This is a genomic window from Actinomyces capricornis, from assembly GCF_019974135.1.
Taxonomy (GTDB): domain Bacteria; phylum Actinomycetota; class Actinomycetes; order Actinomycetales; family Actinomycetaceae; genus Actinomyces; species Actinomyces capricornis.
Map to the genome: position 1 here is coordinate 2,173,232 of NZ_AP025017.1, position 21,465 is coordinate 2,194,696.

Below are 21,465 nucleotides of genomic sequence, written 5' to 3' on the forward strand. Positions count from 1 at the left end.
CGCGGCGGCACCGGCCGCCTGCGCACCGACAACCAGGAAGACCCCATGGACCCGATCCTTCTCAACGTCCTCATCGCCCTGGCCATCCTCATCGGCCTGGGCGGGGCCCTGACCCAGATCTACCCCGGTCCCATCGTCGTGCTGGGGGCGGTGGTCCTGTGGGCGCTCCTCACCGGAGGAACCGCCGCCTGGGTGGTCCTGGCCATCAGCGCAGCGGCCATCATCCTCACCGGTGTGGGCAAGTACATCCTGGTGGGCCGGCGCCTGAGCAGCGCCGGCGTCCCGGGCATCTCCCTCATCGTGGGCGGCCTGGCCGGGATCGCGGGCTTCTTCCTCATCCCGGTGGTGGGCCTGCCGGTGGGCTTCACCCTGGGCGTCTACCTGTGGGAGTGGCTGCGCCGCGGCCAGGAGGCCCCCGCCCGCTCCGCCGCCTGGGAGGCCATCAAGGCCCAGGGCCTGGCCATCGTCCTGGAGCTGGCCGGCTGCCTCATCGCGGCCGCGGCCTGGGGCGCCGCGCTGCTGGTCGGGTAGCCCTGCCCACCGGCTCCCATGGTGCTCCCGCCCCGCACCCGATCCGTGCGAGGATGCTGGCCGTGAGCCCGCCCTCCGAACCGATCCGGCCCACTGCGAGCCCTGCCCCCGACCCGCGCCTCCTCCACACCGTGGAGCACCTGGCCCAGGACGGGCTGGTCATCCTGCCCACCGACACCGTCTACGGCATCGGCTGCGCCGCGCGCTCGGCCCACGCCGTCGGACGGCTCCTGGCGGCCAAGGGCAGGGGGCGCAGCATGCCCCCACCAGTGCTGGTCTCGGGTCCGGCCGACCTGAAGGCGGTGGTCGACGAGCTGCCCGAGGCCGCCCGCACCCTCATCTCCACCTTCTGGCCCGGGCCCCTCACCCTCGTCCTGGACGCCGCCCCCGACCTGTCTTGGGATCTGGGGGAGACCGGCGGCACCATCGCGGTGAGGATGCCCGACCACCCCCTGACCCTCCAGCTCCTGCGGGCCGCCGGCCCCCTGGCGGTCACCAGTGCCAACCGCACGGGGGCGCCGCCGGCCACCAGCGCCGCCGAGGCCAGGGCCGCCTTCTCCGGGCGGGTCCGGAGCGCCGGCTCCCCCGATCCCCAGAGCCCCCAGGACGCCGAGTCATGCGGCGCGCAGGCCTCCCCGTGCCGGGACATCCTCCTGCTCGACGGCGGCTCCACCCCCGGCCCCCTGCCCTCGACGATCGTCGACCTCTCCGGCCCCCACGCCCAGACCCCGGTCATCCTGCGCGAGGGGGTCCTCGATGCGCGCCTGGTCCAGGAGATCGCCGCCGCGCCGCCCAGCGCCCCGTCCGCCTCCGGCACTCCCATCCCGCCCGAGGCCACGGCTGCTCCCAGTGCTGCCGATACGCCGCTGCGGACCGAGGAGGCGATCGAGTGAAGGTCTACCTGCTCATCCTGGCGGTGGCCGCCGCCGTGACCTACATCGCCGTGCCCATCGTGCGGCACGTGGCCCTGGTCTCCAACGCCCTGACGCCGGTGCGCGCCCGGGACGTGCACGCCACCCCCACGCCCCGCCTGGGCGGCGTGGCCATGTTCCTGGGCCTGGCCAGTGCCGTGGCCGTGGCCAGTCAGGTCCCCTACCTGGCAGATGTCATCGACTCCAGCGCCTGGGCGGTGGTCCTGGGCGCCGGGCTGGTCTGCCTGCTGGGCGTGGTCGACGACCTGTGGGAGCTGGACTGGATGACCAAGCTCGCCGGGCAGGCCCTGGCCGCGGGCGTCATGGCCTGGCAGGGGGTCCAGCTCTTCACCTTCCCCATCGGGGGCCTGACCATCGGCTCGGCCCGCCTGTCCCTGGTCTCCACCGTCATCGTGGTGCTCGTGGCTATCAATGCGGTCAACTGGGTCGATGGGCTCGATGGGCTGGCCGCCGGCGTGGTGGGCATCGGGGCGACGGCCTTCTTCCTGTTCGCCTATGTGCTCACCCGCACCACCTCCCCGGAGTCCTACACCTCCCTGGCCGCCACCGTGGTGGCCGCCCTCATCGGGGTGTGCGTGGGCTTCCTCCCCCACAACTTCAACCCGGCCACCATCTTCATGGGCGACTCCGGCTCCATGCAGCTGGGCCTGGTCTCGGCCGCCTCCACCATCATCGTCACCGGGCAGATCGACCCGGGCGGCCTGGAGGGCTCGCGGGCCGTCCCCGCCTTCCTGCCCATCCTGCTGCCCCTGGCGATCCTGCTGCTGCCCGTGACCGACATGGTCCGCCTCATCGTCAGCCGCATCATGGCCGGCCACAGCCCCTTCCACGCCGACCGCACCCATATGCACCACCGCCTCCTGGCAGCCGGGCACTCCCACCGGCGGGCCGTGCTGGTGATGTACATCTGGACCGCCGTGGGCTCCTTCTCCGTGGCGGCCATGGCCTTCTTCCCCATGCACTGGGTGGTGCTGGGGGCGGCGGTCGCCGTCATCATCGGCGTGGTCGTCACCGTCGACCTCATGCCCGGGGTTCGCTCGGCCATGACCCGGCGCACCGGTGCGCGCCACGCCCGCGTCATCTCCTCCCACCTGGTCTCCGGTACCGGCCGCATCACCCGCCCGGCCCAGGGCGAGGCGCCCCCGGGCACAGGCGCCATCCCGATCGTGGCTCAGCGCCCGCCCCGGCACCAGTGGCAGGCCCCGGCCGCGCAGGCGGCCCACCGCCCCGTCAAGGACCCCGCCCACCAGGGCGCCCACCATCCCGCCGGCCAGGGCGCCCGGCCGGGCGCAGGCGGGCCGCCCCGGACCCCCGCCGCACCGGAACCGCTGCCAGGAGACCGCCGATGAGCCAGGACGCCCCCGCGACCGCCTCCAGCCGGGCCCTCCTGGAGGCCGCCGTCCGGCTCAGGCGCGTCCTGCTGATGGTCACCGGCACCCTCATTGCGGCCCAGGCCCTATGGGTCCTGGCCCTCGGCGTCCAGCGGCCCCTGGCGACGCTCCTGGTGGGTGCGCTGGCCACGACGGCGCTGCTGTCCTCCATCTGGATCCTCCTGGGGCGCATGGCCCGCTCGGGATTCGCCGCCCTGGCGGCCTGGGTGGCGGGGGGGTACCTGCTGCGCATCGGGATCCTCCTGGCGGCCCTGCTCGGCGGGCGCGCTGCAGGCCTCGACCTCACCGTAATGGGGGTCTCGCTCATCGCCGCCATCATCGCCGGCATGCTCGCCGAGACCATCATCCTCTCGCGCGCCCGGATCCTCACCGTGGAGCCGGGAACCTCCGGCGATGGCGCCTGAGCCCCTACCCCCGGCGGCCTGCGCGGCGCCCGGGTGCCGGGCGACCACGCAGCGCCGCGGCCCGCGGGTGAGGCGGCGTCATTAAGGAATGGTAGGATCGCCGCCTGATGCGGCCCCTCAGTCCTAGGGAGCCCTGCTTAGCCCCGAGCATCGACCTCAGGAGGACATCCTGTCCACGCACACCGTCGCCGACGACGCCGTGACGCCCCGCGGCTACGCCACGCCGCGCTGGTACTGGGCCCTGGTCATCCTGCTGTGCGCCGTCATCGCCGCCACCGCCGTGCCCGCCTTCACCCAGCACCCCCACGCCCCGGGCGTGGCCGACTTCTTCCCCGAGTCCTTCGCCGGCCGGGGCACCATCGTGGAGATCAATCGGATCGTCGTCGTGCGCCTGGTCATGGCAGCGGCGCTGTGCCTGCTCGTGGCCGCCGTGGCACTGGGGGTCAAGCGGGTGCCCGGCCGCGGCCAGGCGCTCATGGAGCTCCTGGCCGAGTTCCTGCGCGACAACATCGCCGTGTCCATGCTCGGTGGCCCGCAGGGCCGGCGCTTCGCCCCCTTCCTGACCACCCTGTTCCTGGGCGTGCTGGCCATGAACCTGGCCGGAGTCCTGCCCGGGCTCAACATCGCCGCCTCCTCGGTGGTGGCCGTCCCCCTGGTCTTCGCCCTGACCACCTACGTGGTCTTCATCGGCGCAGGCATCCGCGCCCAGGGCCTGGGCCACTTCCTGACCTCCCAGCTCTTCCCCCCCGGCCTGCCCAAGGGCATGTACCTGCTCATCACGCCCATCGAGCTGCTCTCGACCTTCATCGTGCGGCCGGCCACCCTCACCCTGCGTCTGCTGTGCAATATGGTGGCGGGGCACCTGCTGCTGGCCATGACCTACCTGGGCACCACCACCCTGCTCATGCACCTGCAGACCGCCTCGGTCCTGTCCGCCCTCACCGGCGCGGCCATGATCGTCATGACCCTGTTCGAGATCTTCGTGGCCGTCCTCCAGGCCTACATCTTCACCATCCTCAGCGCCGTCTACATCAAGCTCTCCATCGAGAGCCACTGACGGCGCGACCCAAGCCACCGCAACGACCCAACCCGCGCCGCCCGGCGCCAGAAAGAAGGAACCGCACATGACGTCTGTCGCACTCGCCTACGTCGGATACGGCCTGGCCACCCTCGGCCCGGGCATCGGCATCGGCCTGCTCGTGGGCAAGACCCAGGAGGCCACCGCCCGCCAGCCCGAGGTCGCCGGCCGCCTGTTCACCAACATGATCATCGGCGCGGGCATGGTCGAGGCCCTGGGCCTCATCGGCTTCGTCCTGCCGCTCGTCGTCAAGTGATGAGTCCCGTCATCGTCGTGGCAGCCGAGGAGGGGGGCGGAGGCACCGCCTTCATCCTGCCGCCGCTGTACGAGGTCTTCTGGGCCGCCGTCGTCCTGCTCCTCATCCTGCTGGTGGTCGGGCGCTTCGGGCTGCCCAGGATCTACCGGGCCCTCGATGACCGCGCCGAGCGCATCCAGCGGGGCCTGGACCTGACCGCCCGTGCCGAGGAGGACCAGGCCGACGCCGAGAAGCGGGCCGCCCGGATCGTGGAGGAGGCCCGCATGGAGGCGGCCGGCATCCGCCAGGACGCGCAGGCCCAGGCCAAGGAGATCATCGCCCAGGCCCGCAGTGCCGCCCAGGAGGAGGCCGTGGCCATCCAGGACTCCGCCCGCCGCCAGATCCTGGCCGACAAGCAGGCCGCCCAGATCTCCCTGAGCGCCGACGTCGGCATGCTCGCCTCCTCCCTGGCTGAGCGGATCGTGGGTGAGCAGCTGCGCGACACCGAGCTGTCCGCCCGGGTCATCGACCGCTTCCTCGACGAGCTCGAGCAGGCTCCCGCCGTGCCGGGTGTGGACAACGGCGCCGCCGTGGAGGAGCTGAGGTGAACTCGGGAACCGCGGCCACCCGCGCCCACGTCAGGGCCGCATGGACCCCCGTGCTCAACGCCGCCGGGGTTGAGGGCCAGGAGCTGGGCCGTCAGATCCTGGCGGTGGCCCACCAGGTGGCCAAGGCACCCCTGCGCGGCCCCCTGACCGATCCGGGCCGCCAGGCCCAGGACAAGGCGGACCTGGCCGCCGGCCTGCTGAGGGGCAGGGTCGACGACCGTGTCGTGGAGCTGGTCAGCGCCATGGCGCGGGGCCGCTGGTCCGCCCCCGTGGACATCATCTCCGCGCTCCACGACCTGGGCATCGAGGCCGTCCTGCACGGGGCGCACGCCGACGGCACCATGGGCAGTATCGAGCAGGAGCTCTTCGGCGTCGTGGGCCACCTCGACCAGGACCGCGAGCTGCGTCAGGCCCTGGAGCCCTCCCGGCGCACCACCACTGAGGCGCGCGTGCGCCTGGCCGAGCAGGTCTTCGCCGCGCACATCTCCGCGCCGGCCATGAGCCTGCTGCGCTGGTGCGTGCGCCACCGCACCGAGGGCGGGCCCCGCCGCAACCTGCGCCGCGTCATCGAGCGCGCCGCCGCCATCCAGCACCGCACCATCGCCGACGTCGTCACGGCCCAGCCCATGACCAGGTCCCAGGAGGAGCGCCTGCGCGCCATCCTCACCCGCCGCCTGGGCAGCCAGGTCGAGCTCAACACCGTGGTGGATCCCGGCGTCATCGGCGGGATGCGCATCACCGTCAGGAGCCACGTCATGGACCGCACCGTGCGCAGCACCATCGCACAGCTGCGCACCCAGATGGCCGGCTAGCCCAACCCCGCACAGCCGCACCGCGGCGCCCCAGACCACAGACCCACTCACGCAAGGACATACGAGGAGACGACAGATGGCAGAGCTGACGATCAGGCCCGAGGAGATCCGCTCGGCCCTCAGCGAGTTCGCCGCGTCCTACAAGCCCGCCGAGGTCGCCGCCCACGAGGTCGGGCACGTCGTCTTCGCCGCCGACGGCATCGCCCACGTCGAGGGCCTGCCCGGCGTCATGGCCAACGAGCTGCTCACCTTCGAGGACGGCACCGCCGGACTGGCCATGAACCTGGAGGAGCGCCGGATCGGCGTGGTCATCCTGGGCGGCTTCGACGGCATCGACGAGGGCCAGGTCGTGCGCCGCACCGGCGAGGTGCTGTCCGTGCCCGTGGGCGACGCCTACCTGGGGCGCGTGGTCGACCCCCTGGGCCGCCCCATCGACGGCCTGGGCGACATCGCCTCGGACTCCCGCCGCGCCCTGGAGCTCCAGGCCCCCGGCGTCATGGCCCGCAAGTCCGTCCACGAGCCCCTCCAGACCGGGCTCAAGGCCATCGACTCCATGATCCCCATCGGCCGGGGCCAGCGCCAGCTCATCATCGGCGACCGCCAGACCGGTAAGACCGCCATCGCCCTGGACACCATCCTCAACCAGAAGGCGGCCTGGGACAGCGGGGACCCGGCCCAGCAGGTGCGCTGCATCTACGTGGCCACCGGCCAGAAGGGCTCGACCATCGCCGCGGTGCGCGCCACCCTGGAGGAGCGCGGCGCCCTGGAGTACACCACGATCGTGGCCTCCCCCGCCTCCGACCCGGCCGGATTCAAGTACCTCTCGCCCTACACGGGCAGCGCCATCGGCCAGCACTGGATGTACCAGGGCAAGCACGTCCTCATCGTCTTCGACGACTTGTCCAAGCAGGCCGAGGCCTACCGCGCCGTCTCCCTGCTGCTGCGCCGCCCGCCGGGCCGCGAGGCCTACCCCGGCGACGTCTTCTACCTCCACTCCCGCCTCCTGGAGCGCTGCGCCAAGCTCTCCGACGAGCTGGGCGGGGGCTCGATGACCGGGCTGCCCATCATCGAGACCAAGGCCAACGACGTCTCGGCCTACATCCCCACCAACGTCATCTCCATCACCGACGGGCAGATCTTCCTGCAGTCCGACCTGTTCAACGCCGACCAGCGCCCCGCCGTCGACGTGGGCATCTCCGTGTCCCGCGTGGGCGGCGCCGCCCAGATCAAGGCCATGAAGAAGGTCGCCGGAACCCTCAAGATCACCCTGGCGCAGTACCGCTCCATGCAGGCCTTCGCCATGTTCGCCTCCGACCTGGACGCCGCCACCCGCGCCCAGCTCACCCGCGGCGAGCGCCTCATGGAGCTGCTCAAGCAGCCCCAGCACACCCCCTACCCCGTGGCCGAGCAGGTGGTCTCGGTGTGGGCCGGCACCAACGGCTACCTCGACGACCTGGAGGTCTCCGAGGTCCTGCCCTTCGAGGCCTCCCTGCTGGACCACCTGCGCCGCAACACCGCACTGCTCCAGACCATCGCCGAGTCCGGAACGCTGAGCGAGGACACCGAGGAGGCCCTGCGCGGGGCTGTCGAGGACTTCCGCCGCACCTACCTGGCCGGCGGGCAGATCCTGGAGGCCCAGGCCGCCGGACCCGAGGAGCCGGCCGGTGCCGAGCGCACCCACGAGAAGATCGTCCTCAAGAGGGGCTGACACGTGGCGGGAAACCAGCGCGTCTACAAGCAGCGCATCCGATCCACCCAGACCCTCCAGAAGGTCTTCCGGGCCATGGAGCTCATCGCCTCCTCCCGGATCGGCGCCGCCCGCCGCCTTGCCCAGGAGGCCTCCCCCTACGACCGCGCCCTGGGCCAGGCCGTGGCCGCCGTGGGCGCCCACGCCCACCTGGACCACCCCCTGCTGACCCAGATCTCCCAGGAGTCGGACAACCCCCGGGTCGCGGTCCTGGTGTGCACCTCGGACCGGGGCATGGCCGGGGCCTACTCCGCCGCCATCCTGCGCGAGTCCGAGCGCCTCATCGCCCAGCTGGTCGAGGAGGGCAAGGAGCCGCGCATCTACACCTTCGGGCGCCGGGCGCAGTCCTACTTCGCCTTCCGCGGCAGGGCCATCGAGCGGGCCTGGACCGGGGAGTCCGACCGCCCCACCGAGGCCACCATGGCCGAGGTCTCCTCCACCCTGCTCACCGAGTTCCTCGCCCCCGCCCAGGAGGGGGTCGGCGAGGTCTACATCGTCTTCACCCGCTACGTCTCCATGGTCTCCCAGGTCCCCGAGGTGCGCCGCATGCTGCCGCTTATCGTCGTCGGCGAGGAGGCCCCGCCCGCGGGAGGCGAGCAGCAGCCCCAGGCCGCCGCACCCGGTGCGGCCCAGGCCCCGCAGCAGGCGGCCCACCAGGGCGCCCCGGCCCTCTACGAGTTCGAGCCCAGTGCCGAGGAGGTCATGGGGGCGCTCCTGCAGCGCTACGTGGCCATCCGCATCCGCAACGCCCTCCTGCAGTCGGCGGCCTCCGAGCTGGCCAGCCGCCAGCAGGCCATGCACACGGCCACCGAGAACGCCGAGGACCTCATCATCACCTACACGCGCCTGGCCAATGCCGCGCGCCAGGGCGACATCACCCAGGAGATCACCGAGATCGTCTCGGGTGCCGATGCCCTGGGCTCTGGCTAGGACGCGCCGCCCACCTGGTACTCGCAGGACCCGCCACCGGGCCCGGAGTCTCGAAGACTGCTACAGACACGGAACACGGAAGAGACGAACATGGCTGACACCACCACCCCGGGCACGGGACGCATCACCCGCATCATCGGCGCCGTCGTCGACGTCGAGTTCCCGCCCGAGGCCATCCCCGCGATGTACAACGCGCTGCACGTGACCGTCCAGGACACCGGCGCCGGGGAGGAGCCCCACGAGATCACCCTGGAGGTCGCCCAGCACCTGGGCGACAACATCGTGCGCGCCATCTCCCTGAAGCCCACCGACGGGCTCGTGCGCGGAACCGAGGTCCGCGACACCGGCGCCCCCATCACCGTGCCGGTGGGCGACGTCACCCGCGGCCACGTCTTCAACGTCACCGGCGAGGTCCTCAACCTCGGCCCCGAGGAGACGCTGGAGATCACCGAGCGCTGGCCCATCCACCGCCAGCCCCCGGCCTTCGACCAGCTGGAGTCCAAGGAGCAGATGTTCGAGACCGGCATCAAGGTCATCGACCTGCTCACCCCCTACGTTCAGGGCGGCAAGATCGGCCTGTTCGGCGGCGCCGGCGTGGGCAAGACCGTCCTCATCCAGGAGATGATCCAGCGCGTGGCCCAGAACCACGGCGGCGTCTCGGTCTTCGCCGGCGTGGGGGAGCGCACCCGTGAGGGCAACGACCTCATCGTGGAGATGGAGGAGGCCGGCGTCTTCGACAAGACCGCCCTGGTCTTCGGCCAGATGGACGAGCCCCCGGGCACCCGCCTGCGCGTGGCCCTGTCCGCCCTGACCATGGCCGAGTACTTCCGCGACGTCCAGAACCAGGACGTGCTGCTGTTCATCGACAACATCTTCCGCTTCACCCAGGCCGGCTCCGAGGTCTCCACCCTGCTGGGGCGCATGCCCTCCGCGGTGGGCTACCAGCCCAACCTGGCCGATGAGATGGGCCAGCTCCAGGAGCGCATCACCTCCGCGGGCGGCCACTCCATCACCTCCCTGCAGGCCATCTACGTGCCCGCCGACGACTACACCGACCCGGCCCCGGCCACCACCTTCGCCCACCTGGACGCCACCACCGAGCTCTCTCGCGAGATCGCCTCGCGCGGCATCTACCCGGCGGTGGACCCGCTGGCCTCCACCTCCCGCCTCCTGGCGCCGGGCTACGTGGGCACCGAGCACTACGGGGTGGCCACCCGGGTGAAGTCCATCCTCCAGAAGAACAAGGAGCTCCAGGACATCATCGCCATCCTGGGGGTCGACGAGCTCAGCGAGGAGGACAAGGTCACCGTCGCCCGCGCCCGGCGCATCGAGCAGTTCCTGTCCCAGAACACCTACATGGCCGAGAAGTTCACCGGCGTGCCCGGCTCCACGGTGCCCCTGAGCGAGACCATCGAGGCCTTCCGCCGCATCTGCGATGGGGAGTACGATCACCTTCCTGAGCAGGCCTTCTTCAACATCGGCGGTATCGAGGACCTCGAGCGCCGCGCCGCCGAGCTGGGGGCCTGAGGACCCGGGGACAGGGAGGAGGAAACGTGGCTCTGCGCATCGAGGTGGTCTCACCCGCCGGCCAGGTGTGGGACGGACAGGCCTCACAGGTCCGCGTGCCGCTCATCGACGGCGAGATGGGCATCCTGCCCGGCCGCCAGTCCCTCCTGGCCCTCATGGGCCAAGGACAGCTGCATGTCGAGGCCCTTGACGGCCAGAGGGTCACCATCGGGGTCGAGGGCGGCTTCTGTTCGGTCGACCAGGACGTCATCACCATCGCGGCCGACCAGGCCCACCGGGAGACGCCCGGAGGAGCCCCACAGGGCACCGAGGGCTGAGCGATGGGAGTGCACGCATGGGCCGTCGTGGTCACCGCCATTGGCGCCATCGTGCTGCTCATCGCCGCCTTCCTCATCCGCCTGCGCTTCCTGGCCGGCCAGGTGGGCTCCTTCGAGTGCGCCTGGCGCAGCTCGGGGGGCTCACGCTGGTTCAGCGGCGTGGCCGCCTTCCGGCACGACTCCCTGGACTGGTACCGCCTCGTCTCGCTGTCCCTGCGCCCCACCCGCTCCTGGCCCCGCCTGGAGCTGGAGCTGCGCTCGGCCAGGCGCCGCCGGGCCGACAGCCGCGTCATCGACATCGAGTGCGCCCAGGTCCCGCAGGATCGGCTGGACTCCTCCCGGGCGGCGCACACCTTCGAGCTGGCCATGATGGAGGAGTCCCACTCCGCGCTCGTGGCCTGGGTGGAGTCCGCCTCCCCCCAGCAGCCGCGGCTGTTCTGATCGGGCGGCATTCGGGGCAGCCAGCACCCGGGCCAGGGGAGGCGGGCCGGGGCGACAGGACGAGCCGGCCCGGGCCTGCGGCACTGAGCCGCTCGGCCCCGGGAGTCCTCCCGCCCCTCAGTCCGCCTGGGTGGCGCGCAGGGAGATGACGTGGACCACGTGCTCCAGGGGCCCGCGGGCGAAGACCGTGAACCAGGCCATCGCCGCCAGGACGAGGCCCAGGCACACTGCCAGGGCCGCCCCATTCCCAGTGCCCGGGGTCAGGGTGGCGGCGTGGATGACCACCAGGTGGGCGCAGTAGGCGGTCAGGGACATCGAGCCCACCGCGGCCAGCGGCGCCAGGACCAGGCGGGAGCGGGCGGCGATGAGCTGGGCCAGGGCGATGACGAGCATGGCCACGCCTGAGGAGCCCACCGCCTCGAAGGAGGTGTTGGCATGCGGCCTGGCGGTGATGAGGGAGGACCAGTGCGAGCTGCTCAGCGGCCCGTAGTCCGCCTCGGCCACCGGCCGGTCGGTGCCCTCCGCACCCTGGTCGCCCTGCGGGACCGGGACCGGAGCGGTCGGGCCCGGCGGGAGGTCCGAGGACGGCGGCACCGCGGGGAGACGGGAGGAGCCCGAGGATCCGGGCACCTCGGGGAGGCCTCCTCCCGGCAGCCCGGAGGGGGCGGTGCCCGGCGCGCACTGCAGGGGGTCCGCGGGGGTGACCAGTACTGGCCTATCCGGCTCGGGCAACCCCAGCGCGTGGCCGGCGGCCACCGCCCCGCCGTAGCCCAGGATCGCGCACAGCGCCCCGGCGCCGGCCAGGCGCCACAGCTGGGCGCTGCGGCCCCAGTCCAGGCGCGAGAGCCCCAGGCCCAGGAGGATGTAGGCCACCCACAGCAGGCCGGGATAGGTTCCGTAGACGAAGAAGGACAGGACCGCGTCGTTGCCGTCATCGGTACTGCTGGACAGGCCCAGCTCGGCCAGGGACAGGGGCAGGACGATGAGGAGCACCGGTCCGATGAGGGCGATCACCGCGGACAGCGCCAGCAGGACGGATGCGCGCAGGCGCACGAAGGGCAGGGCGAGGGCCAGCCAGGCGGCGTAGAAGCCCAGGATGACGGCCACCGAGGTGTCCAGCAGCGTGCACAGGGCCCCCAGGACCAGCAGGAGGGCGCAGCGCACGAGGATGCGCAGGCGGGCGCTGACCAGGCACGCCCCGCGGTGGGGCGTGGTGCGGCCGGTCATGATGCCCAGGGAGAAGCCCGCGATGACGGCGAACAGGACCGAGGAGCGCCCGTGCACCACGGACAGCAGACCCTCGGGGCTGGTCAGCCCGCAGGAGGTGAGGCCGATATGCGCCACCACCATGCCCAGCAGAGCCAGGCCCCGGGCGGCGTCGATCCCCGTGAGGCGGGCCGGGCCCGCGGTGCCGGTGAGGTAGGGGCCGGTGGTCCGGGGCAGGGCCCAGGAGGCGGGGGATGGGGAGGGAACTGCGGCCCCCGTCCCGAGGACGGTCCTATCGGGCGACATGGCCGAATGATCTCCGGTCGCCCCCCGGTTTGTCCATCCAGCGCCTCCCAGCGCCTCAGCCGCCCCTGCGATTCACCGCGTGCGGCCGCCACTGCGGCACCGGCGGGGGCACCCGCGGGCGGGGATGCGCCCCGAGGCGTGCCCCGAGCCGCTAGGGTGTCGGCGTGCGCCTCGTTATCGCCTCCTGCTCCGTGGACTACTCCGGACGCCTCGATGCCCACCTGCCCCGGGCCAACCGGCTCCTCATGCTCAAGGCCGACGGCTCGGTCCTGGTCCACTCCGACGGCGGCTCCTACAAGCCCCTGAACTGGATGACCGCGCCCGCGCGCCTGAGCGTCACCGAGCCCGAGCCCCAGGAGGCGGCCGACGGCGTCTCGCAGATCTGGGAGGTCGCCTCCACCAAGACCGAGGACCGCCTGGTCATCCGCATCTTCGAGATCCACTCCGATGTCTCCCAGGAGCTGGGCGCGGACCCGGGACTGACCAAGGACGGCGTCGAGGCCCACCTCCAGGAGCTCCTGGCCGAGCAGATCGAGATCCTGGGCCCCGGCTACCGGCTCGTGCGCCGCGAGCACCCCACCGCCATCGGCCCGGTGGACATCCTGGCCAAGGACGCCCAGGGCGGCAGCGTGGCGGTGGAGATCAAGCGCGTGGGCGGCATCGACGGCGTCGAGCAGCTCACCCGCTACCTCGAGCTGATGCGCCGCGATCCGCTGCTGGCCCCCGTCCAGGGGGTCTTCGCCGCCCAGTCCATCAAGCCCCAGGCGCGGGTACTGGCCCAGGACCGCGGTATCCGCTGCGTCCTGCTGGACTACGACGCCATGCGCGGCATGGACGACGTCGAGTCCCGCCTGTTCTGAGCCGGCGGCGCCCACCGATCCAGGACCCGGCATGCCAGTGACCCCAGCCCTTCCCCGCCAGGCGAGCCTGGCCCGCATCGTCTCCCAGGGCCTCGTGCCCGCCACCAGCGCCCCCGACGCCGTCGAGGCCGTTGGCCGCCAGCTGGCCATCCAGGGCCAGCAGGTCTCCGCCGTCCCCCACGTCCTCCTCGTGCGCTCCCCGGCCCTGGGCAGCCAGGTCGAGGAGGCCTTCGCCCGGGGCCGCCTGGTGCGGTCCTGGCCGATGCGCGGCACTGTGCACATCACCACGGCCGAGGACCACCACTGGCTGCGCGCCGCCCTCAGGCACCGCATGGAGGCCTGGACCCGCCGCTCCGAGAGCGCCTACGGGGTCGATGAGGCCCTGTGCGCGCGGGCCGCCGAGGTGGCCCTGGAGCTCATCGCCGCCCAGGGGCCGGTGCCGCGCGCCGACCTGCTGACCGCCTGGCAGGAGGCCGGGCTCATGGAGGCCTTCCAGGGCACCGAGGTCTCCTCCTACCGCAGGCGCCACCTGCTGGTGCGCCTCCAGTGCGAGGGCGTGCTGGTCCAGGGCCCGCGGCGGGGCAATGAGCACCTCGTCGTCGATGCCTCGCCGCTGCCCGATGCCGACGGCGGCCCAGCGGGGGCGGGCGTGGCCGCGGGGCAGCCGGGGCACAGCGCCGCCCTGGCCGAGATCGCCCGCCGCTACGCCACCAGCCACGGGCCGATCGGCGCCGACGACCTGGCGCGCTGGACCACCCTGCCCAAGCGGCAGGCGGCCCAGGCGCTGGAGGCGGCCGTGGAGGCCACCGGCGCCTCCGACTACCCGGTGGACGCCTCGCGCGCCCAGGTGCCCCTGGTGCGGGTGCGCGCCGTCGGCGGGATGCGCGGGCGCCTGGAGCCGGTGGAGCGTGCCGGGGCGGCCACAGGTCCGGGGCCCGATGTGCTCTACATGCGCGCCGACCTGCTCGATCTGCTCGCCGAGGGCGCCACCGCCCGGGCGGCCCGGGCCACGCATGTCCTGGGCTCCTTCGACGAGCTGCATGTGGGCTACAAGGACCGCTCCTGCCTGACCGATGAGGCCGGCGAGCGCCTCATCTGCCCCTCGGCCAATGGGATGTTCCGCCCGCTGGTGGTCGACCGGGGGCGGCTGGTGGCCGTGCGGCCCTCCCAGGGGCTGATCTGGCTGGCCCAGGAGCGCCCGGCGCGCCTGGAGAGGGATACGGCCCGGGCTGTGGCCCGTATCGAGCAGCGCCTGGCCCGCTGATCCCCTCCGCCGTTGCACATCTTCGGGCCGCTTCGCCGGCGTGGCCCCCGACTTCTCCGCGAGATCACGTCGGCGCCTGGGCTGAAGATGTGCAGCGCGGGAGGCGGGGGAAGGAAGTTGTCTGATGTCTTGGCTGGTGCCAGACTCGGCCCCATGAGCGAGGAAGCCACCAGACGCGCCTCCCAGGGCGCAGCCGCCAGCGGGCGCGGCCCCAGCAACCCCGACTCCCCCCGGGCGCTGCGGGGGCAGGTCATCACCCCCGAGCGGATCATCGAGGACGGGGCGGTCATCATCGACCAGGGGAGCATCGCCTGGGTGGGGGAGGCGGACCAGGTCGGGGCTGCCGGCCACGGCGCCGTCATCGACCACGCCGTCTGCGCCCCCGAGGGGGGCTACATCCTGCCCGGACTGGTCGACGTCCACTGCCACGGCGGCGGCGGGCAGTCCTTCCCCAATGCCACCACCCGGCAGGAGGCCATGGTCTGCGTCATGGAGCACCGCCGCCACGGCACTACCTCCCTGGTGGCCTCCTGCGTCACCGCCGCCCCCGAGATCCTCAAGGAGCGCACCCGCCTGCTGGCCGACCTGTGCCAGGAGGGCGAGCTGGCGGGCATCCACTTCGAGGGGCCCTTCGTCTCGGTGGAGCGCTGCGGCGCCCAGGACCCCACTTACATCATCGACCCCGACACCCCGCTGACCCGCGAGCTGCTGGAGCTGGGGCGCGGGCACGTGGTCACCATGACCATCGCCCCGGAGAAGCCCGGCATCACCGGGGCCGACGGGATCAATGCGGCCCTCATCGAGGGCGGGGCCCTGCCCTCCTTCGGCCACACCGACTCCGAGGCGGCCCCGGTGCGCGCCGCCCTGGCCGACGCCGCGGCGCGCATCGCCGCCCGCACCGAGGCGGGCCTGCCGGTGCGCTCGCAGCGCTCCACCGCCACGCACCTGTTCAACGGCATGCGGCCCATGCACCACCGCACGCCCGGCCCGGTGCCCGAGTTCCTGGCCGCATCCCAGCGCGGGGAGTGCATCCTGGAGATGATCGGCGACGGCGTGCACCTGCACCCCGCCCTCGTCCTGGACATGTTCGAGACGCTGGGGCGCGAGAGCCTCGTGCTCATCACCGACGCCATGGCCGCCGCCGGCATGCCCGACGGCGAGTACGTCCTGGGGCCGGCCGCGGTGCGGGTCAGCCAGGGGGTGGCCCGGCTCGCCCAGGGCGAGTCCATCGCGGGCGGCACCGCCCACCTCATCGACGTCGTGCGCACCACCTGGCAGGGGGGCGTGGACCTGGTCGATGCCGTGTACGCCGCCAGCGTCCAGGGGGCGCGGATCCTGGGGGATCGCAGTGTCGGTGCGCTGCAGGCCGGGCTGCGGGCCGACGTCATCCTCACCGACGCCGGGCTGCGGCCCGTGGAGGTCCTCCGTCGCGGCCGGGCCGTGGCCTGACGCCGCGCGACCGCCCGGCCAGTCCCAACGGCCGGCGGGCCCGCTGGCTGATCGCGCCGGAGGCGGGCGCGTTCAGGCGCCGGCGCGGCGGACCTCCGTGATGGCGCCGGTGGTGACGTCGTAGATGATGCCGCGGGCGGTGGCGCCGCCGGGCACATGCGGGTCGGCCGCCAGATCAGCCAGGTCCTGGCTCAGGGCCTGGCCGACGTCGGTGAAGCCGCCCGGGCTCCACTGCGGCCGCCGGCCCGTGGCCTCGGTGAGGGCCTCGAGGAGCTCCTCGTCGACCAGGCCGGTCATGCCGCAGTCGGTGTGGCGCACCACCAGGATCTCCTCGACTCCCAGCAGGTGCTGGGCGATGGCCAGGGATCGGCGGACATCCTCGGTCAGCAGGCCCCCGGCGTTGCGGATGACGTAGGCGTCCCCGGGCTGGAGCCCCAGCAGGGACATGGGGTCCAGGCGCCGGTCCATGCAGGCCACGACGGCTAGCCGGGCGCTGTCGCCCCGGGCGGGCCGGAAGCCCTCGGCGTGGCAGCGGGCCGCGCTCAGCGCCTGCTGCGCCGTCGGCCCGTGGGGATCAGCCATGACGGGGGCCACCTCAGGCGAAGACGACGGTGCGGTGGCCGTTGAGCAGCACGCGGTGCTCGGTGTGCCACTGCACCGCCTGGGCCAGGACCCGGCGCTCGACGTCCTGGCCCTTGGAGCGCAGCACGCTCACGGAGTCCTCGTGGGCCGCGCGGGTGACGTCCTGCTCGATGATGGGGCCCTCATCGAGATCGGCGGTCACGTAGTGGGCGGTGGCGCCGATGAGCTTGACGCCGCGCTCGTGGGCCTGGGCGTAGGGGCGGGCTCCCTTGAAGGAGGGCAGGAAGGAGTGGTGGATGTTGATGACGCCCCCGCGCAGGCGCTCGCACAGCGCGGGGGAGAGGATCTGCATGTAGCGGGCCAGGACCACCAGCTCCACGCCCAGGGACTCCACCAGGGAGAGCAGCTGCTCCTCGGCGGCGCCCTTGGTGTCCTGGGTGACCGGGATGTGGTGGAAGGGGACGTCGTAGAAGTCGGCCACGGGCCTGAGATCCTCGTGGTTGCCCACCACGCCCGCCACGTCGATGGGCAGCCCCTGGCTACGGGCCCGGAACAGCAGGTCGGTCAGGCAGTGGCCCTCCTTGGAGACCAGGATGAGCGTGCGCATGGGGCGCCCGACCTCATCGAGGCTCCACTCCATGGAGTAGTCGCGGGCGAGCTCGGCCAGGTCCTTCTCCATCTCCTGGCGCGGAACGGTGGTCAGCACCTGGACGCGCATGAAGAACAGCCCGGTGTCGGCGTCCCCGAACTGCTTGGACTCGGTGATGTTGCCGCCGCGGCGGGCCAGGGCGCCGGTGACCGCGTGGACGATGCCGGGCCGGTCCGGGCAGGACAGGGACAGGACGAGGTGAGTGGGGGAATCGGGCTGTGCCATGGGGGAAGCCTAGCTGTTCTTCCCATGGAGGTTGTGGGCGCGGTCGATGGGTGGTTTGCCTCCGATGCTGGTGTGGGGTCGGTGGTGATTGTAGTGGTGGAGCCAGTGGGGGTAGGCCTGGGCGCGTTCCTGGTCGGAGTCGTAGTGGCGGGCGTAGGCCCATTCTTCGACCAGGGTGCGGTGGAACCTCTCGATCTTCCCGTTGGTCTGGGGCCGGTAGGGGCGGGTGTACTGGTGCTTGACGCTGCTGCCCAAAGCGGTGTTGAAAGCCTTGGAGCGGTAGCACGAGCCGTTGTCGGTCATCACTCGTTGCACGGTGATCCCCAAGGAGGCGTAGAACGCCCGGGCCCGGTGCCAGAACCCGGCAGCGGTGTCCTGGCGCTCATCGTCCAGGATCTCGGAGTAGACCAGGCGGGAGTAGTCATCGATGGCTGAATGCAGGTATGAGTACCCCATCGATGAGCGGTGGGCGCCTGCGGAGCGTTCCAGGGTGCGCCAGCCGCCGCCATCGGGGATCCGGCCGAGCTTCTTGACATCGACGTGCACCAGTTCGCCCGGGGCGCGGCGCTCGTAGCGCACGGGCCGGGGCCTGCGCAGGCGCGCACCGGTGGTCTTGTCGATGTGTCCCAGCAGTGGTGCCCGGTAGCGGTGCAGCACTTTGGAGACCGTGGACTGGGGAAGATGGAGGTGGTAGGCGATCCGGTGGGCGCCCCAGCGGCGAGTAGTGCGCAGGGCGATGATGCGCCTCTCGGTGCGCCGGGCAGTGCGCCGCGGTGAGCTGATCGGGCGGCTGGAGCGGTCCTGCATCGCCGCGCGGCCACCGGTGCGGTAGCGGGCCACCCATTTGGACACCGTGCCCCGACTGACATCGAACCGCTGGGCGACACGGGCCTGGGCCCACCCCTGGTCGATAACCAGCCTGGCGATCTTGAGCCGCCCTTGAACACTCAGAGCAGCACGAGCATGAGTAACATATGACACGAGGACCTCCGTGGATCGAGTGAGCGTGGTAACCCACATCGATACCGGAGGTCCTCGCCTACCCCCTCACACCACGCCGCACACAACCTCCATGGGAAGAACACCTAGCGCGGCGCGCAGCGCGGCATGGTGCCGTGCTGCGCGCCGCGCGGTGGTCGGCCGCTGCGGTGAGGGCCGGGGCTCGGGAGGCGATCAGGGCTGTGCGCCGCGCACGGTGATCGGGACCTGCGCCGAGCGCTGTGAGGAGCGTCCCTTGATCGTCAGCGTGTGGTCGCCCGGGGGCAGTGTGGCCGGCAGGGTCACGTCGTAGGAGAAGGTGCCGTCGGTGGCGGTGGAGTACATGTGCGGGGTTCCATCGGCGCTCCCGCCGATGCGGGTGCCGTCCTCCAGGGTGATATCCGTCGGCTCCAGGGTCACCAGGCCCGTGCCCTCCACCGTGATCCTCTGGCCGGCGGCCGGGCTGGGGGTATCGGAGCGCACGGAGGCATTGACCGGGACCTGGGCGGAGCAGGCGTCGGCGACCTCATCGGGGTAGGAGAAGGTGGCGTTGGCCCGCTGCTCGGCCTTGTTGATGTTCTCGCTGCCGTTGACACGGATGTTGAAGTAGATGTCCTCCGGGAAGGTGTCGTCGGCGCGCCCGGTGATCGTCCAGTGCAGGACGGTGGTGCCATCGCCCTTGGTCTCCCAGACGGTGTCCTGAAGGCGCCGCTGATCGTCCCAGACCTCCATCTCGAATGTGTAGGCGCCGGTGGTGGTCACCGGGATGGAGACGGTGCAGCCATTGCGGGTGATCGTGCCGATGGACGCGGTCAGGTTCTCCGGCGGTGCGGGCAGGACTGTGATGGTCTGCGGGGCGTAGGCGGTGGTCCCCTTCGCGGTCTGGCAGTTGAGCGTGTAGGTGTAGGTGCCCGGGGTGTCGGGGACCTTGATCGTGCCCATCCACATGCTGCCGGCAGCGGCCTGCTCGGTGGTGACCGTCTGCCCGTCGCGCAGGACGGTGACTGTCGCGGTCTCATTGGCCTCCGCCTGGGGGCAGATGTTGTCGCGGGAGAGGGTGACATTGGTGCCGACCTGGGCGGTGGGGCTGCTGACGGTGAAGGCGGGGGGCGAGGGCTCCTCCGCCGACGCTGTCGGGGCGGCTCCAAGGGCCAGGATGGCTGTCGCGGCGGCGGCCACGAGGCTGCGTGCACGCATAGGGGGTTGCTCCTCTCGGCTCGTTGACTCGTGCGTGACGTGGAGAAAGGTGGAAGAAGAAGTGGAGTGGAATGGGCGGAGCCGATGAAAGACGGCGGATGAAACGATACATGAAAAAGGCGAGTGGGCAACCCTGGGGCGGAGGCGTCGGTGGAATGCTACGTCTTCCTGCGCTCGGCCTTGTGGTTGCCTGAAAAAGAATGACCCGAGCGTCGTTCCGCTGGGTGTCTTGTCAGGATATCTTGAGGTTTTCTTGAGGGATTTCTTAGGGTGATTGTGGGGATTGCGAATCTCCACTGCATTGCTTTCTCATCTTCTTTCTCAAGTTGGTGGAGAGGGATTGTGGTGCCGGTGTGCAAGCAATATTCGGTGACTGTATTTCTGTCATGACGGCGATATCCAGGAGACGTGCAGCCTTGCTTCTCGTGGGGGCGGCGCCGTGAGGTGTGCGTGACGAGGGGGTGCGCCCCGCCTGCGCAGGCGGGGCGCACCCCCTCGGGTGCTGTGTGTTGGCGGTGGCGCGCCGGGCCTCAGCCCTGGCGGGCCTTGAACCGCGGGTTCTTCTTGTTGATGACGTAGGTGTGGCCGCGGCGGCGCACGACCTTGCTCCCGGGCTGCTTGGCCAGGGAGCGGATGGAGGCGCGGACTTTCATCTTGGGTTCCTTCCTGCTCGGGGTGATGGCCCGGGTCGGGTCCGGGCTGGGGGTGCGGGGTGTGATCAGCGCCGTCGCTTGCCGTAGCGGCGCTCGAACTTCTCCACCCGGCCGGCGGTGTCCAGGATCCGTCCCTGCCCGGTCCAGAAGGGGTGGGAGGCGCTGGAGACCTCGACGTCGATGACCGGGTAGGTCTGGCCGTCCTCCCACTCGATGGTCTCGGTGGAGGTCAGGGTCGAGCGGGTGAGGAAGGCGAAGTCCGCCGACTTGTCGCGGAAGACGACGGGGCCGTAGTCGGGGTGGATGCCGGGTCTCATGGGCGGGCTCCTTGCTCTGGGGTGCTGATGCGGCTGATCGGGGTACTGCGGGGTGGTGGCGGTGGGCTGATGGTGGGGCTTCCGGCCGGACTGCCCGGCGCCCTCACCATGAGGACTTCCGGATCCCGGGCAGCTCGCCGCGCAGTGCCATCTCGCGGAAGCGCACCCGGGAGGTGCCGGTGACCCGCAGGTGGCCGCGTGGGCGCCCGTCGATGACATCGCGCCGGCGCAGGCGGGTGGGGGAGGCGTCGCGGGGTAGCGCGTGCAGGGCGGCCATGGCCTCCTCGCGCTCGGCCTGGCTCAGATGGGGGTTGACGCTGGCGCGCTTGAGCTCGGCGCGGCGCTCGGCGTAGCGGGCCACCACCTGGCTGCGGCGGGCCTGTGCGGCGATCTTCGACTTCTTGGCCATCAGCGCGACTCCTTGAACTCCACGTGCCGGCGCACCACCGGGTCGTACTTGCGCACCACCAGGCGGTCGGGGGTGTTGCGGCGGTTCTTGCGGGTGACGTAGGTGTAGCCGGTGCCCGCGGTGGAGACCAGCTTGATGATGGGGCGCAGGTCCTTGGCGGTCTTGCTCACAGCCTCTCCCCCCGGGCCAGCATCTCGGCGACGACGACGTCGATGCCCCGCTTGTCGATGATGCGCATCCCCTTGGTCGAGACCGTCAGGCGCACGGTGCGCCCCAGGGAGGGCACCCAGTAGCGCTTGTGCTGGAGGTTGGGGTTCCAGCGGCGCGAGGTGCGGCGGTGGGAGTGGGACACGGACTTGCCGAAGACCGGCGCGGCCCCTGTGACTTGGCAGTAGGTGGTCATGCCATGCATTATTG

The 21,465-nt window shown here is 71.8% G+C and carries 26 protein-coding genes; 16 read left to right on the forward strand and 10 right to left on the reverse strand.

Annotated features, from left to right (window positions below; translation table 11 throughout):
* The first annotated feature begins 45 nt into the window (after positions 1-45).
* The 13 genes from MANAM107_RS08820 (at position 46) to MANAM107_RS08880 (ending at position 10,953) form a co-directional block, all read left to right on the forward strand.
* Positions 46-531, forward strand: coding sequence for a DUF456 domain-containing protein (locus MANAM107_RS08820; protein WP_179901735.1), 486 nt, complete (start codon positions 46-48; stop codon positions 529-531).
* Positions 532-584: 53 nt separating this feature from the next.
* Positions 585-1,424, forward strand: coding sequence for an L-threonylcarbamoyladenylate synthase (locus MANAM107_RS08825; RefSeq protein ID WP_373314039.1), 840 nt, complete (start codon positions 585-587; stop codon positions 1,422-1,424).
* Positions 1,421-2,812 carry an MraY family glycosyltransferase gene (locus MANAM107_RS08830; protein WP_223907507.1) on the forward strand — a complete coding sequence of 464 codons (1,392 nt, stop codon included), beginning with the start codon at positions 1,421-1,423 and terminating at the stop codon, positions 2,810-2,812. Before MANAM107_RS08825 ends, MANAM107_RS08830 begins: the two co-directional genes overlap by 4 nt.
* Complete coding sequence (locus tag MANAM107_RS08835; protein ID WP_223907510.1) at positions 2,809-3,258, forward strand: pseudouridine synthase; 450 nt, start codon at positions 2,809-2,811, stop codon at positions 3,256-3,258. Before MANAM107_RS08830 ends, MANAM107_RS08835 begins: the two co-directional genes overlap by 4 nt.
* Before the next feature lie 199 nt (positions 3,259-3,457).
* A complete protein-coding gene (atpB, locus tag MANAM107_RS08840) occupies positions 3,458-4,315 on the forward strand; it encodes a F0F1 ATP synthase subunit A (RefSeq protein WP_223907513.1) in 858 nt (285 codons plus the stop codon).
* Positions 4,316-4,382: 67 nt separating this feature from the next.
* Positions 4,383-4,592 carry an ATP synthase F0 subunit C gene (atpE, locus tag MANAM107_RS08845; protein ID WP_124932557.1) on the forward strand — a complete coding sequence of 70 codons (210 nt, stop codon included), beginning with the start codon at positions 4,383-4,385 and terminating at the stop codon, positions 4,590-4,592.
* A complete protein-coding gene (atpF, locus tag MANAM107_RS08850; protein WP_223913016.1) occupies positions 4,592-5,179 on the forward strand; it encodes a F0F1 ATP synthase subunit B in 588 nt (195 codons plus the stop codon). Before atpE ends, atpF begins: the two co-directional genes overlap by 1 nt.
* The gene (locus MANAM107_RS08855) at positions 5,176-5,991 is read left to right on the forward strand and encodes a F0F1 ATP synthase subunit delta (RefSeq protein WP_223907516.1); all 816 of its coding nucleotides are present in this window, start codon (positions 5,176-5,178) and stop codon (positions 5,989-5,991) included. Before atpF ends, MANAM107_RS08855 begins: the two co-directional genes overlap by 4 nt.
* Before the next feature lie 76 nt (positions 5,992-6,067).
* A complete protein-coding gene (atpA, locus tag MANAM107_RS08860; RefSeq protein ID WP_179899859.1) occupies positions 6,068-7,699 on the forward strand; it encodes a F0F1 ATP synthase subunit alpha in 1,632 nt (543 codons plus the stop codon).
* 3 nt (positions 7,700-7,702) lie between these two features.
* On the forward strand, positions 7,703-8,668 hold the full coding sequence (locus MANAM107_RS08865) for a F0F1 ATP synthase subunit gamma (protein WP_223907518.1): 966 nt from the start codon (positions 7,703-7,705) through the stop codon (positions 8,666-8,668).
* A 90-nt stretch (positions 8,669-8,758) separates the two neighbouring features.
* A complete protein-coding gene (gene atpD, locus MANAM107_RS08870) occupies positions 8,759-10,195 on the forward strand; it encodes a F0F1 ATP synthase subunit beta (protein WP_223907520.1) in 1,437 nt (478 codons plus the stop codon).
* A 26-nt stretch (positions 10,196-10,221) separates the two neighbouring features.
* A complete protein-coding gene (locus MANAM107_RS08875; RefSeq protein ID WP_223907522.1) occupies positions 10,222-10,512 on the forward strand; it encodes a F0F1 ATP synthase subunit epsilon in 291 nt (96 codons plus the stop codon).
* A 3-nt stretch (positions 10,513-10,515) separates the two neighbouring features.
* Positions 10,516-10,953, forward strand: a complete 438-nt coding sequence (locus MANAM107_RS08880) for a DUF2550 family protein (RefSeq protein ID WP_223907525.1) — start codon at positions 10,516-10,518, stop codon at positions 10,951-10,953.
* Between the two features lie 117 nt (positions 10,954-11,070).
* Here MANAM107_RS08880 and MANAM107_RS08885 read toward each other — a convergent pair whose 3' ends face one another.
* Entirely contained in the window at positions 11,071-12,465 is a 1,395-nt protein-coding gene (locus MANAM107_RS08885) for a heparan-alpha-glucosaminide N-acetyltransferase domain-containing protein (protein WP_223907529.1), read from the reverse strand.
* A gap of 164 nt (positions 12,466-12,629) precedes the next feature.
* On the opposite strand from MANAM107_RS08885, the gene nucS reads away from it, so the two are divergent.
* From nucS to MANAM107_RS08900, 3 genes are all read left to right on the forward strand, one after another.
* Positions 12,630-13,325, forward strand: coding sequence for an endonuclease NucS (gene nucS / locus MANAM107_RS08890; RefSeq protein WP_179901063.1), 696 nt, complete (start codon positions 12,630-12,632; stop codon positions 13,323-13,325).
* 31 nt (positions 13,326-13,356) lie between these two features.
* On the forward strand, positions 13,357-14,589 hold the full coding sequence (locus MANAM107_RS08895; RefSeq protein WP_223907533.1) for a DNA glycosylase AlkZ-like family protein: 1,233 nt from the start codon (positions 13,357-13,359) through the stop codon (positions 14,587-14,589).
* A gap of 153 nt (positions 14,590-14,742) precedes the next feature.
* Complete coding sequence (locus tag MANAM107_RS08900) at positions 14,743-16,038, forward strand: N-acetylglucosamine-6-phosphate deacetylase (RefSeq protein WP_223907535.1); 1,296 nt, start codon at positions 14,743-14,745, stop codon at positions 16,036-16,038.
* 72 nt (positions 16,039-16,110) lie between these two features.
* On the opposite strand, the gene MANAM107_RS08905 is transcribed toward MANAM107_RS08900, so the two are convergent.
* The 9 genes from MANAM107_RS08905 to rpmB all read right to left on the reverse strand — a co-directional run bounded on the left by MANAM107_RS08905 (position 16,111) and on the right by rpmB (position 21,451).
* Positions 16,111-16,620, reverse strand: a complete 510-nt coding sequence (locus MANAM107_RS08905; protein WP_223907539.1) for a beta-class carbonic anhydrase — start codon at positions 16,618-16,620, stop codon at positions 16,111-16,113.
* Between the two features lie 13 nt (positions 16,621-16,633).
* Positions 16,634-17,494 (reverse strand): formyltetrahydrofolate deformylase, encoded by an 861-nt coding sequence (purU, locus tag MANAM107_RS08910; RefSeq protein WP_179901067.1) that lies wholly within the window; start codon positions 17,492-17,494, stop codon positions 16,634-16,636.
* 9 nt (positions 17,495-17,503) lie between these two features.
* Positions 17,504-18,475, reverse strand: coding sequence for an IS481 family transposase (locus MANAM107_RS08915; RefSeq protein WP_223907543.1), 972 nt, complete (start codon positions 18,473-18,475; stop codon positions 17,504-17,506).
* Positions 18,476-18,667: 192 nt separating this feature from the next.
* A complete protein-coding gene (locus MANAM107_RS08920) occupies positions 18,668-19,669 on the reverse strand; it encodes a hypothetical protein (protein WP_223907546.1) in 1,002 nt (333 codons plus the stop codon).
* A gap of 530 nt (positions 19,670-20,199) precedes the next feature.
* Positions 20,200-20,322, reverse strand: a complete 123-nt coding sequence (gene ykgO, locus MANAM107_RS08925) for a type B 50S ribosomal protein L36 (RefSeq protein WP_017194831.1) — start codon at positions 20,320-20,322, stop codon at positions 20,200-20,202.
* A gap of 65 nt (positions 20,323-20,387) precedes the next feature.
* The gene (locus tag MANAM107_RS08930; RefSeq protein WP_223907549.1) at positions 20,388-20,639 is read right to left on the reverse strand and encodes a type B 50S ribosomal protein L31; all 252 of its coding nucleotides are present in this window, start codon (positions 20,637-20,639) and stop codon (positions 20,388-20,390) included.
* Between the two features lie 103 nt (positions 20,640-20,742).
* Positions 20,743-21,048 carry a 30S ribosomal protein S14 gene (gene rpsN, locus MANAM107_RS08935; RefSeq protein ID WP_179900953.1) on the reverse strand — a complete coding sequence of 102 codons (306 nt, stop codon included), beginning with the start codon at positions 21,046-21,048 and terminating at the stop codon, positions 20,743-20,745.
* Complete coding sequence (gene rpmG, locus MANAM107_RS08940) at positions 21,048-21,218, reverse strand: 50S ribosomal protein L33 (RefSeq protein ID WP_179900952.1); 171 nt, start codon at positions 21,216-21,218, stop codon at positions 21,048-21,050. Before rpmG ends, rpsN begins: the two co-directional genes overlap by 1 nt.
* Complete coding sequence (rpmB, locus tag MANAM107_RS08945) at positions 21,215-21,451, reverse strand: 50S ribosomal protein L28 (protein WP_223907551.1); 237 nt, start codon at positions 21,449-21,451, stop codon at positions 21,215-21,217. Before rpmB ends, rpmG begins: the two co-directional genes overlap by 4 nt.
* Positions 21,452-21,465: the final 14 nt, after the last annotated feature.